Origin of the sequence: Paraburkholderia sp. A1BS-2L (assembly GCF_051125205.1) — a bacterium.
Lineage (GTDB): Bacteria > Pseudomonadota > Gammaproteobacteria > Burkholderiales > Burkholderiaceae > Paraburkholderia.
Map to the genome: position 1 here is coordinate 1 of NZ_CP120430.1, position 12,275 is coordinate 12,275.

Sequence of the window (12,275 nt, forward strand, 5' to 3'; positions counted from 1 at the left end):
CCGGGCCGGAAGCTATGTCGTGCGCATCACGCGGCCCGGAAATTCATATCCGTTTGATATTCGATAAATTTTTTCTAGCTATCCCAGTCCCGAATGGGAAGACGCCATACGCGTCACTCACGCGTACGAAGGAAACGGCGATAAGCCTCGCCGAACGCTGTAGCGTGCATCGGCTCGCTGTCGCGGCTCACGTCGCCATCGTCGAAGCCGATCTGGTCGGTATTCGCCTGCGCCGTTATGAGATGATTCTCCTTTGTTTCCATTGTCTGGAATGCATTGATGCAGGCGTTCTCCCATGACGACCCACTTGATTGACAGCATTGAAAGCGAGGCCAGAAACCCGCAGCGGTTGCGCTTCGGCATCGTGCTGTTGCCCAACTTCACCTTGACGGCTTTTTCCGGTTTCGTGGACCTCCTGAGGCTCGCGAGCGACGAGGGCGACATGAGCCGGCCGGTGCGCTGCTCTTGGACCATCGTCGGAGAAAACCTCGTTCCCGTGCGCGCCAGTTGCGGGATTCAGATCACGCCGTGGACGACCTTCGCCGAAGCCGGGGAATTCGATTACGTGGTGATCGTGGGCGGGCTGCTGCATTCCGGACCCTCGGCCAGCGACGCGACGCTCGCCTTCATCCGCGCCATGGCCGATACGCCGGCCACCCTCGTGGGCGTTTGCACGGGTGCGTTCGCGCTCGTGCGGGCCGGCGTGATGAGCGGTTACCGGGTTTGCGTGAGCTGGTTTCACTACTGGGATTTCGTCGAGCGCTTTCCGCACGTGGACGAGCGCGATCTCGTTGCCGACCGGCTCTTCGTGATCGACCGGCGGCGCATCACGTGCTCGGGCGGCCGGGCATCGATCGACGTGGCGGCGGCCATCCTGTTGCGCCATGTGGAGGCCACGATCGTGCGCAAGGCGCTGCGCATTCTGCTCGTGGACGATGCACAGAAAGGCAACGCGCCCCAGCCGCATCCGCCGGGCCTCGAGCCCGCCACGCATCCCAAGGTCCGGCGCGCCATCTTGCTGATGGAGCAGCATATTGGCCAGCCGCTGAGCTTGCCGGAGCTTGCGCGCCGGCTCGAAGTGTCGGTTCGGCAACTCGAACGGCTGTTCACCTCGGAGACGGGCCGCTCCCCCGGCACCTACGCAAGGCAGATTCGCATCCGCATGGCCTCGTGGCTGTTGACGAGTTCGGATCGCACGGTGGCCGATATTGCATCGTCGTGCGGATTCTCCGATGCTTCGCACCTGGGCCGCGAGTTTCGCAAGGAGTTTGGCGAATCGCCCAACGAATACCGCACGACGCGGCTGCCGGACACGCCCGACGTGCCGCCCGTGCTGCCCGAGGTACATTGATTTCGCTGGCGCGCATGGGCCCGCGTGGCTATTCGGTCCTCATGTCAACGGGTGGACGGCGAGTCCCGGTTTGACGTATCGATGCGCCCATTTCCGCGCGTATCCTCTAAAATTCGAGGGCACGCTGCAACAAGGAGTGGACATGAACAGGGACAGAGCCGAACACATTCTGATCGAGGCTGATTCGGTTGCCGAGCTGGTGCTAGGCGGCTTCGATATGACGATTGACACTTCGGAAGGGCGCGCGTTGTACGAGCGCGCATTCACGGCTTACGTTCGCAGTGAGATTGGCGATTTGCCGATGGCGTCGCTGTATGATGCGCTGAAGGGCTCGGCGGGAACCTTGCCGTCGTAGTGCAGGCGCGGTATGGCGAGCCCGCTTCATGCGCTCGCCGCCCGCGATCACACGGGCGATTTCACGCCGCCGCTTCGGATTCCATCCGCTCGAGATAGCGCAGCAGCTTGCTCACCATCACGACGACCGTGAGCGCGAGGATCACGAAGAACACCGCAAGCGGCGTGAGCACGTGCACGGAAACAAAGCCCGCGAACCCCATCATCGCCGAAGACACGAGCAGCAGCGCGCATCCGAGTATCGCGCTCGTCAAGCCCGCAATGTGCGGAAACAGTGAATTGCCCTTGGCCATCAGCGTGGGATACATCGCGCCCGCGCACAAGCCCATCACGAGCACGGGCGCTGCGAGCGTCCAGACTTGCAGGCCCACCGTAAGCGAGAGCGCCAGCATCGTGATCGCCGCGCCCGCCATCACGCGCGAACCGAACCGCAGCCGCCACTCGGGGCTCGGCAGGCGCGGACCGTGCAGCCGGTTCGACAGGCCGCCGAGGAAATACATCATGCCGATGCCGAGCGCGAGATAGCCGAAATAGGTCGGCGGCTTGTGCAGCGTGTTCAGCACCATGAACGGCCCGACGATATTGAACACGAGCAGGATGCTGTAGCACAGTCCCTGTGCGAGAAAACAGCTCTGGAACACCGGGCTCGCCAGCACCTTGCCCGCGTTCGCCATGAGCGTGCGCGGCTCCAGATGCACGGGCTGCGGCAGCGTCTCGCGATAGCGCCAAAGCACCGCCCACATTCCGAGCGAATAGAGGAGCAGGAACACGAGGCAGGCCTGCCAGCCGAACCACGTTTGCAGGTGCGCGCCAATCACGGGCGCGACGATGGGCGCGAGCCCCCACGTGATCGACATATAGGTGTACGCGTGCATCAGCGCCTTGCCGCTGAACGAGTCGGTGATGATGGCCTTGGCGAGCAGGTTGGTCGTGGCGATGCCGAAGCCCTGCAGACAGCGGGCCAGCACGAAGGTCTCCAGATTGGGCGCGGCGAGCGACAGCACGCAGCCGATCGTGTAGATCACGAGCCCGAACGCGAGCACGCGCTTGCGCCCATATGCATCGGCGACGGGGCCGAAGACGAGCTGGCCGATCGCGTAAGCGGCCATGTAGCCCGAGACGCTCGACTGGATCGCCTGCGGCGTGGTCGCGAAATAGCGCGCCATCGCGGGCAGCGCGGGGACGTAGATGTCGATGGCGAGCTGGCCCGCGGATGCGTACAGGCAGATCATCGCCAGCAGGAAGCGCGGTGAGTTGGTTGCGCGCGCAAGCGTCGTTGCGCGCTTGGAGGAAGAGGCGGACATGAGGGAAGTAATGGGTGCGTAGCGGGCGTTTCCGGGTATTTCGATAGCGTCCCGCACGATTTCGCCATGACCAAAGCCATCGGCGGGCCATATACTAACATTCCCCCGTGGTTCGAGTTTGCCGCGCATGAATTGCAGCGCAAGGTGCGGAGTTCATTGCGGCTGTCGCGCCGGTAGACTGGATTCGTTCGATTTTCCACTGGAAACAAGATATGGCCGATGCAGAACTGGTTGCGCGAAGGGGCTGCGGCACGAATTGGGCCACGAAATGGGCTACGAATTGGACCACAAGCGGTGACGCGATCTGGGCAGACGCAATCGAGTCGCTCGACCGTTATGGCAACGCGGTGCTGCCGTCCGTGCTCCGGGTGCAACAATGCGAGCAGCTTGCTGCACTGTATTCGCGCGACGACTGCTTTCGTTCGCGCATCGTGATGGCGCGCCACAATTTCGGACGCGGCGAATACAAGTACTTCGCCTATCCGCTGCCGCCGCTGCTCGAACGGCTGCGCCACGCGCTGTACCGCCGCCTTGCGCCGCTTGCCAATCGGTGGAACCGGCAGATGGGATTCGACGTGCAGTATCCCGACGAGCTCGACGCGTTTCTCGCGCGCTGCCACGCAGCCGGACAGACGCGTCCCACGCCGCTCATGCTGCGCTATCGCGAGGGCGACTACAACTGTCTGCATCAGGACCTTTACGGTGAGCATGTATTTCCGCTTCAGGTGGCGATTCTGCTTTCGGCGCCGGGCACCGATTTCACGGGCGGCGAATTCGTCATGACCGAAACGGGAAGCCGTGATCAGCACGCTGACGTTGTCGCGCTGGAGCAGGGCGATGCCGTAGTGTTCGCCGTCAATCAGCGGCCGGACACGACGGCGAGCGCGCGTGGGCGCGCAAGCGTGCGCCGCGTGGCGATGCGTCATGGCGTGAGCGTCGTGCGCAGCGGCACCCGGCACACGCTCGGGCTGATCTTTCACGATGCGCGCGCGGCATCGACATCGGAGCCGGCATGAATGCGCACGCCATGATCGAACGTTTCGATGTTGATGCCGTGGGCGCGCAACTGGACGCCGAAGGTTACGCGGTGTTGCCACACTGTTTCGATCCGCGCGAAGCACGCGCGCTCGCGCGCTTGCTGGAGGATGGACTGCTTTCGTCCGTGCCGTCGGAACCCGGCAACGGCGAACGGTTCGACTTCAATGAGGGCCTGCCGCCGCTCTTGCATGCGTGGCGCGAAGCGCTCTATCGATGGCTGGCGCCCATGGCGAACCGCTGGCATGCGCTGGCGGGTCTCGAACCCTGCTTTCCCGCCGAATTCGAGGCCTTTTCCGAAGCTAACCGGCGCGCCGGACAGCATCGGCCGCAATCGCATCTGAGCCGGTTGCGCGCAGGCGATCGCCTCGCGCTGCATCGCCACGACGAGGGTGAGCAAGTATTTCCGTTTCAGGTGATCGCGCTGCTAAGCGCGCCGCAGCGCGATTTCACGGGCGGCGAATTCGTGATGACCGAGCAGCGCCCGCGAATGCAGTCGCGGCCCATGGTCGTGCCGCTCGCACTCGGCGACGCCGCCATCATCGCGACCGCGCAGCGCCCCGTCGAAGGCGCGCAAGGCCATTACCGCGTCAAGCTCAAGCACGCGATCAGCCGCGTGCGAGGCGGCGAGCGCTTTGGCATGGAGTTGATTTTTCACGATGCGCGTTGAAAAAGGCACGCGATTCGGTAAAAACGTTATGCCCATAAAGCCAATAAGTGGGCCGCCGCGTATTTCTGGCACTCGCCGCCGAAAATGAATATAAATGAGAATGTGCTCGTGAAAACGTTGCTGATAAAATTTAAAAAATAAATAAAAATAAATGGCCGTTGTGACCTTGCGTCGAAATTACATATGCGGCGGAACATAGGGGGTTTTCGGTGCAACGAGACGGGTTTGTATCAAACGGGGCGGGATAAATCCAATAACTGCCAACGTCAAGCGCTCCAATATATTCGGGTGGTTTGCGCTATTTGTCCCTTTATCTATCCGAATGCGGGCTCGCCGCTCATCGCAATAATATTCACATCTGGTTACAAGGCCGGACTTTACCCTGCAATCGGCCTTCCCCTATGCTCGACGCATACAAATCGCCCGCTCAGCTATCGGCTGCGAAGGCTATCTGGGAAGTCAGTCGATGGGTGACGGGTTGGCATGCCACCGCCGCCGTGATTGCAGCGGATTCCACGTCTTCCCGAGGTTAACCGGAGCGTCAGATGTTGCATGCCTTCTTTTTCGATGCAGCCGCGAGTCAACCGCATATGCCGGCGTTGTGGGCACGCGGGTGCACTTACCACTACGGCGAGATTCAAGCATGGGCTCGTCGCGTGTCGTCGGGACTGCACGCGGCCGGCGGGACCAACGACGTGCGACGGTGCTTGCTCTTCGGGCATCGCAGCGCCGCCGCCTATGCGGGGATACTGGGCATTCTCGACGCCGGGTTGGCCTATGTGCCGCTTAGCACGAGGATGCCGGCAAGGCGCATTGCCGCGATCATCGAAGAGTCCGGTGCGCCGTTGATGCTGGTCGACCGGCATGGCGCCCGGGCGCTCGAGGAGGTGTTGCCGCTGCTTGCGCAGCCGCCACGGATATTCCTGCTCGACGAAGATGCGCACGACCTCTCTTTGCCGTTGCTGCCGAGCGCGCCCTATGTGCAGCGCAAGAGCGCGGAGAGCGATGTTGCCTATGTGCTCTTCACCTCCGGTTCGACGGGGACGCCGAAGGGCGTGCCGATCACGCATGCGAACGTCAGTGCCTATATCAACGGGCAGTTGCGCATACATGGAAAATCGGATGACGCACGATATATACAGTTATGCGAACTAGTATTCGATCCGTCCGTGCATGACATGTTCGTCTGCTGGGCGAATGGCGCTTGCCTTTACGTGCCTGAGACCGTCGATCCGCTCTATAACGCGGACTTCATCAAGCGTCACGGGATCACGCACTGGAATAGCGTGTCGTCGGTGGCGGGATTCATGCAGCAGATGCGCAAGCTGACGGCGGACGCCTTTCCGAGCCTTCGGGTATCCCTGTTCGGTGGCGAGCCGCTGGCCCGCTCTCTGGCGCAAGACTGGATGCGCGCGGCACCCCATAGCCGGTTGCTGCATATGTACGGCCCCACCGAGGCGACGATCGCCTGCACGTATTTCGAGGTCGATGCCGGATTCGTCGAGGATCGGCGCCACGCTGTCGTACCGCTTGGCGGCGCGCTGCCGGACGTGGAGTGGGTGATTGTCGACGATGAACTCGACCCCGTCGCGAACGGACAGAAGGGGGAACTGCTGGTGGCGGGCCCGCAGATTGCCGAGGGCTATCTATCGCCCGACGAGGCCGGCAATAGTCGTTTCGTGGTCGGGCGCTATCCCGGCCGGCGCGCGCAACGCTGGTATCGAACCGGCGACGCCGTTCGCATAACTGAGCAATATGGCCTGGTGTTCGAGGGACGTCTGGATTCGCAGGTCAAGATTCGCGGCAACCGGATCGAACTGGAGGAAGTCGAGCGTGTCGTTCAAACGTGTAGTCAGGCTGCGCAGTGCGCGGTGATTCCATGGCCGGTGGACGAAGCTGGCCAAGCCGCAGGGCTGGTGGCCTTCGTGACCGACGCCAGCGGCGAGCCCGGGCAGATTCAGCGGGCGTGCCGCGAGCGCTTGCCGCTACACGCCGTTCCGCAACGGATCGAGGTTCTTGACGCGCTTCCGCTCAACGTGAACGGGAAAATCGACCGATCCGCGCTTGCGAGGCAATACGCGGGCGACACGATGGCCGTCTGATGCCCGTGCTCGTTCGAGGCAACGCATAGCGAGCCGTCGTCGTGCGGGAACGCGCGCACGGGATGTTGGAAAGAATGTCAGTAAGAGGGGGAATCAATGAAAGCCGCATTGCGCCGCATTATTTCGGAAACCGCATGCCTCGACGTGCCGGTCGAAACCTTGAGCGATGCCGACGATCTATACGCGGCCGGACTGTCGTCACTTGGCACGATTCGCGTGATGCTGGCTGTCGAGGAGGCGTTCGGCATCGAGATGCCGGCTGAGTTGATTACGTTCAATTTGTTCACGAGCATCGACGCGCTCGCCGGAACGCTCGCACCGTTCGTGCGTGATGGGCAGGCCGCGCGTGTGCCCGTCGCAGCCTTGCCGCGACAGCCATGAGAATGAAGCCAACCATGAGGCCCGTCACCCTGGGCGGCTGCTATGGGTCGCTGCATCTGCCTGCGGGCGGCGAGGCAGGCACTGGCGTGGTGCTGTGCAATCCGTTCGGCTATGACGCACTATGCGCATATCGCGGCTGGCGCGAGTTGGCAGAGCGCCTCGCGCACGGCGGCGTATCCGTTCTACGCTTCGATTATCCAGGCGCCGGTGATTCGACCGGCAACGAGGAAGATCCGCAGCGTTTTCGTGCATGGATCGACAGCATCAAGATGGCGACGCGCTATCTGCGCGCAGTCAGCGGCGCAACGCGCGTGATCCTGTGCGGATTGCGCTTGGGCGCGATGCTTGCGGCGCTGGCCGCCGAAGAAATGGGCGACGTGGACGGGCTCGTATTAATGGCGCCCGTAATAGCCGGGAAGCGCTATATCCGCGAACTGCGCATGCAGCATGAGAGCTGGCTCAAGACCTCCAACGGCAGCGCGACCGCCGATGAGGTGCGCGAGGCCGTGGGGGCATTCGGGTTTCAAGTGCATGCGGACACGCTCGAGCCACTCGCCGCGGTCAACCTCGCGCGACGCGAGCGTCGTCCCGCACGCCGCGTGCTGATTCAGGACGTCTGCAACAACGCATCGCTGCACGAACTCGCGGCGCGCTATCGCGATTGGGGCGTGCGCACGGACGTGGAAATTTTTCCCGAATACGACAAGTTCCTGGTCGACCCCCGGTCCAGCGTAGCGCCGCAACGCGCCTTCGACGGCGTACTGGCGTGGCTGGGATTGCAGCCCGGTATGCCTGCGCGGCCAGCGGCTCAATTGCTTGCGCCAGCCGCCGACGCCCGCATCGATTTTGCGGCGGGTAACGAGAAGCCGGTGGTATTCGGGGGCAAACGCTATGCAGGCGTATTTTGCCGGCCATGTCACGCGAATCGCCGCGCGCCCGCCGTGCTGATCGTCAATACAGGAGGCGTTCACCGCGTCGGCGACGCAAGGCTTGCCGTGCTGATGGCGCGAAGGCTGGCGGCGCAAGGCATCGCCTCGTTGCGCATGGATCTGGGCGGCCTGGGAGATAGTTTGGACCACCAAGATTCACCGACACTCGATGACACCTATGCGCGGCATGCGGTCGACGACGCAGGCGCCGGCGTGGATTGGCTCGTCGCGGCCGGATACCGGGAGGTGGTGACGTTTGGCGTCTGCTCGGGGGCGTGGGTCAGCATGCATGCGGCTTTGGTCCATCCTGACGTGGTGGGCTGCATGTCGGTCAATCTGCCTTTTTTCTTTTGGGGTGGACCGCAAACGAAACCGGGTGCCCGGCGTATCGAATCCAGCCAGGTGTATCGGCGCTCGGTCCGCAACCCGCGCAAATGGCTCCGCTTGCTGACCGGCCGCGCGAACGGACTGGCGATCGCCGCGGAGTTGGCGCGCCGCTGGTCCGTGCGCCTGACGTCGCTCGCCGGCAGTCCGTTCGAGGGACGGTTCGGCTTCAACACCTCCACGGGCGCGACCCGCAGGCTCTTGACGGATCTCGAGCGCAAAGGCGTAAAGACATCGCTGATCTACGGCTCGCTCGATGCAGGGCTCGATGAACTGGAGATGCGTTTTGGACGAAACGGAAGCGAACTCCGCACGCTGACTCATGTCACGACCGAGGTGATCGAGAGGGTGGATCACTCGTTGTTCTCGCGCACCGCGCGTGAAATAGTGATGGCGCGTTTCGAAGCATTCTTGCTCGCGATGGCACTCGACGCCGGGCACGCAGACGTTCCTGATTGCAGGGATTCGCACCTGCGTGTGTTGTGCAGGATGTAGACGATGATGATCACGATGACACGCGGTGAAGCGCGCGCGTCTGTGCGCACGGAACTGGATCGGGAAGTCCGGAAGATAGAGCGGTCGGCCTGCCTGTCGACGCAGATCGCTTGCGTCCCGGACGCCTTCACCAGAAAGACATTCGAAACGGGCCTTTGCTGGCTCGAGGACTTCATCATGAAGCCTCATGCCGACCTTGGCCGACGCGGCGCGGTTTGCCCTTTTGCGAAGCCTGTTCATCACGAAGAGTCACTGGTTTTTTGCCTGTGGGACGCGTCCGATCTGCACTACAGGGACTATTTGTCGATACTGGGCAAGTTCCCGGACCTGTACCTCAGGCTGCTTGACTCAGCGAAAGCAGATTCTCGGCTCTTTTCATTATGTGTATTCGTTCGTGGCCTGGAAGAAGCGCAGTTTTATCAATACATAGACGAAGCCCATGCATTGTTGAAACCCGCGTTTATGGACGCGGGATTGATGCTTGGCGAATTTCATCCGTTGAGCGTGACAAAAGGCGCTCATTCAGAAACGTTCCGGCCCATGCGCAGCAGTCAGCCTGCATTTGTTGTGCGCGCCATGTCGTCCCACGACGCACTCTTCATCGATCGCGAGGGTAGCGCGGACGAGGTCCGTCTTCGCGAACTGCGGAACTATCGTTCATGGGTGGGTGAAAACCTGCCGGAAGCGGAGGTCGCGCGTATCGAAAAACGGATCGCGGAACTCGGAGCGGCGGGATCGGCATGACGGTGGCGCGCGTGATTCGTGAAGGCTTTTTGCTCCGATCCCAATCGGCTGGCGGCGCGCTCAATGCCGATAAATATCTGCCATCTCACCTGCGGAATTGGGCTGTGTCGCAGCGCCAACAGCCTCGAAATCATTGCGCGTTCATGCAAAGTTATTTCTCGGAAGGAACACTGAAGCGGAAAAGCTCTGCAGCGGAGGTCGTCATCACTTTTGCTCTCGCCCGAAAGTCGGGAATCCAGTCTTCCAATGCTTCCACGGTACCGCGGTAGTCGATCAGATGACGATGCTGCGTATGCGGCCAGTCGCTGCCCCACACGAGACGTTCAGGGCCAAACGATTCGAGCAGAGCGGCGGCGAGGGCGCGCCCGTGCTCAGTGCCGTCTGAGCGGTCGGCGCTGCGATAGGCGGCAGACAGCTTGACCCACACGCTGCCGCAGGAGGCTGTGGATTGCAGATAACGAAAGCCGGCATCGCCGGGACCGAGATGCGCATCGGGCCGTCCGAAATGATCGACGACCACCGTGCAACCGTGGCCAAGCAGGGCATTGAGCACGACAGGGAGATCGGCCGCATTCGCCTGAACTTCGACATGCCAGTGCAGGGCGTTCAAGCGCGCGAGGAGCGCGGACCATCGGCGATCGCGAAACTCCGGCAGTGCAAGTCCGATCAGATTCAGTCGTGCGCCTACGATGTGCGCGGCGTTCAGCGCTTCCAGTTCGGCGTCCGTGATCTCTGGCGCGACAACGGCCACGCCACGCAAGCGTCGCGGATAGCGCTCGCATACCGCACGCAGAAACGCATTGTCGGTGCCAAGAAAGCTGGGCTGCACCAGAACGCCTTGCGACATGCCATGCGCTGCGAGTTGCGCAATGTACTGCTCGAGCGTCGCATCATAGTCCGGCGCATGACGGCGTTGTGAGGCGAGCGGAAGTCCTTGCACAAAGATGTGCGCGTGCGTATCGATGCCCGTGATGGACGTCGTGGCCCCGTCGAGCCATGTCAGGGATGCCGACGAAAGGCCATCGAACGGATCGGCCGGTAGTGCGGGCTGGAAGCGGTCCATCGTTTGTAGTGCCTGAAATTCGGTTGACATTGAGCGATGCGTCAATGCACGAGCGCGCTCAGTGGCGCGACACGGCTGGCGCGTCGTTGCGCGCGCCGCTCGGGTGCTGCGACGGGACGAGCCGGCCCCGCGTGCTGGGCAGCATCAACGCGGCGACGACGACGAGACCATAGGCAACGCCCGCGTCGATGCCCAGTGCCGCGCCCAGCGACATCGACCCGCTCATATGGCCAATGAGCACCGGAAATGCGGCCGATACGATGCGGCCGAAGTTGTAGCAAAAGCCGACGCCGGTTCCGCGCACCCCTTGCGGATACAGCTCGTTGAACAGCGCGCCAAGCGTTGCCGGAATGCCCGCCGAAAAGAGGCCGAGCGGAAAGCTCAGGATCAGCATGGTAGTGTCGCTGATCGGCAGGAACGTGTAGATGTTCACCATCACCGCGCAGCAGATGGCGAAGAGGATCACGTTCCAGCGTCGTCCGATACGGTCCTGCAACCATGCGCTCAAGAAACAGCCGACGATGAATGCCACGATGACGACTGCGAGATAACCGCCGGTTCCCAGCACCGAGAGATGGCGCTCAGTCTTCAGATACGTCGGCAGCCAGGTGGTGATTGCGTGGTAGCCGCCATGCGCGCCCAGTCCGATCAGGCCGCCGACGATGGTGGTGCGGATCACGGCAGGATCGAAAATTCCCGCGGCGATGCCGAATATGCTGCGTTGCGCGGAATCGTCGTGCGAGATCTGCGGTTCGCGCGGCGGCTCGACCACATTGCGGCGCACGTAGAGAACGAGGAGCGCGGGGACGAGGCCGATCGCGAACAGAACGCGCCAGGCCCATTGCGGCGAAACGAACGAGAACACCGCCATATAGAGCAGCACAGCGGCGCCCCAGCCGAATCCCCACGCGCTCTGCACGATGCCCATGGCCTTGCCGCGATGCCTGGGGTTCATCGTTTCGCTGAGCAGGACGGCACCAGCCGTCCATTCGCCGCCGAAGCCGATGCCTTGCAGCGCCTTCAGCACAAGCAACTGCTCGAAGCTTTGGGCGAATGCACTCAGAAACGTGAAGAGCGAGAACCAGATCACGGTGATCTGCAGCGCGCGCACCCGGCCGACGCGGTCGGACAGGATGCCCGCGAGCAATCCGCCGAGCGCGCCGGCCACCAGCGTGGCGCCGCCGATCAGTCCCGCCTGGCCTTTGCTGATGCTCCAGGTGGCGAGAAGCGAAGGAATGACAAGGGAAAAGACCTGCGTATCGACGGCGTCGAGCGCCCAACCGCCGAAGCAGCCCCACAGTGTTCGTTTCTCGATGGGCGTGATTTCGCGATACCAGCGCATGGTCGTCGTCTCCTGGTGCGTGCCGCGTGCGAAGTTCGGCGGGCGGCCGCTGTTAGTGGATTTGACGGGATTCTAGGTAAGCCTGAAACGCGTGCATACTATGGAAATGTTGTTCATTCAT

The 12,275-nt window shown here is 62.4% G+C and carries 12 protein-coding genes; 8 read left to right on the forward strand and 4 right to left on the reverse strand.

What is annotated here, in order from left to right; genetic code table 11:
* Positions 1–113: 113 nt before the first annotated feature.
* Positions 114–263, reverse strand: a complete 150-nt coding sequence (locus P5W98_RS24530; protein WP_421027369.1) for a hypothetical protein — start codon at positions 261–263, stop codon at positions 114–116.
* A 32-nt stretch (positions 264–295) separates the two neighbouring features.
* On the opposite strand from P5W98_RS24530, the gene P5W98_RS24535 reads away from it, so the two are divergent.
* The gene (locus P5W98_RS24535) at positions 296–1,351 is read left to right on the forward strand and encodes a GlxA family transcriptional regulator (RefSeq protein WP_421027370.1); all 1,056 of its coding nucleotides are present in this window, start codon (positions 296–298) and stop codon (positions 1,349–1,351) included.
* Between the two features lie 142 nt (positions 1,352–1,493).
* A complete protein-coding gene (locus P5W98_RS24540; protein ID WP_421027371.1) occupies positions 1,494–1,706 on the forward strand; it encodes a hypothetical protein in 213 nt (70 codons plus the stop codon).
* 61 nt (positions 1,707–1,767) lie between these two features.
* Here P5W98_RS24540 and P5W98_RS24545 read toward each other — a convergent pair whose 3' ends face one another.
* Complete coding sequence (locus P5W98_RS24545) at positions 1,768–3,009, reverse strand: multidrug effflux MFS transporter (RefSeq protein ID WP_421027372.1); 1,242 nt, start codon at positions 3,007–3,009, stop codon at positions 1,768–1,770.
* Positions 3,010–3,221: 212 nt separating this feature from the next.
* Here P5W98_RS24545 and P5W98_RS24550 point away from each other — a divergent pair, with 212 nt between their 5' ends.
* The 6 genes from P5W98_RS24550 to P5W98_RS24575 all read left to right on the forward strand — a co-directional run bounded on the left by P5W98_RS24550 (position 3,222) and on the right by P5W98_RS24575 (position 9,749).
* Positions 3,222–4,025: a 2OG-Fe(II) oxygenase gene (locus P5W98_RS24550; protein ID WP_421027373.1), complete on the forward strand. Its 804-nt coding sequence runs from the start codon at positions 3,222–3,224 to the stop codon at positions 4,023–4,025.
* The gene (locus tag P5W98_RS24555; protein WP_421027374.1) at positions 4,022–4,714 is read left to right on the forward strand and encodes a 2OG-Fe(II) oxygenase; all 693 of its coding nucleotides are present in this window, start codon (positions 4,022–4,024) and stop codon (positions 4,712–4,714) included. Before P5W98_RS24550 ends, P5W98_RS24555 begins: the two co-directional genes overlap by 4 nt.
* A gap of 545 nt (positions 4,715–5,259) precedes the next feature.
* Positions 5,260–6,816 (forward strand): amino acid adenylation domain-containing protein, encoded by a 1,557-nt coding sequence (locus P5W98_RS24560; protein ID WP_421027375.1) that lies wholly within the window; start codon positions 5,260–5,262, stop codon positions 6,814–6,816.
* Positions 6,817–6,912: 96 nt separating this feature from the next.
* Positions 6,913–7,197, forward strand: coding sequence for an acyl carrier protein (locus P5W98_RS24565; RefSeq protein WP_421027376.1), 285 nt, complete (start codon positions 6,913–6,915; stop codon positions 7,195–7,197).
* Positions 7,198–7,211: 14 nt separating this feature from the next.
* The gene (locus P5W98_RS24570) at positions 7,212–9,005 is read left to right on the forward strand and encodes an alpha/beta fold hydrolase (protein WP_421027377.1); all 1,794 of its coding nucleotides are present in this window, start codon (positions 7,212–7,214) and stop codon (positions 9,003–9,005) included.
* A 3-nt stretch (positions 9,006–9,008) separates the two neighbouring features.
* A complete protein-coding gene (locus P5W98_RS24575) occupies positions 9,009–9,749 on the forward strand; it encodes a DUF6875 domain-containing protein (RefSeq protein ID WP_421027378.1) in 741 nt (246 codons plus the stop codon).
* A 151-nt stretch (positions 9,750–9,900) separates the two neighbouring features.
* Here the strand turns inward: P5W98_RS24575 and P5W98_RS24580 are convergent, their stop codons facing one another.
* Together P5W98_RS24580 and P5W98_RS24585 are read right to left on the reverse strand one after the other, a co-directional pair.
* Entirely contained in the window at positions 9,901–10,812 is a 912-nt protein-coding gene (locus P5W98_RS24580; RefSeq protein WP_421028009.1) for an amidohydrolase family protein, read from the reverse strand.
* Positions 10,813–10,870: 58 nt separating this feature from the next.
* Complete coding sequence (locus P5W98_RS24585) at positions 10,871–12,154, reverse strand: MFS transporter (protein ID WP_421027379.1); 1,284 nt, start codon at positions 12,152–12,154, stop codon at positions 10,871–10,873.
* Between the last annotated feature and the right edge of the window lie 121 nt (positions 12,155–12,275).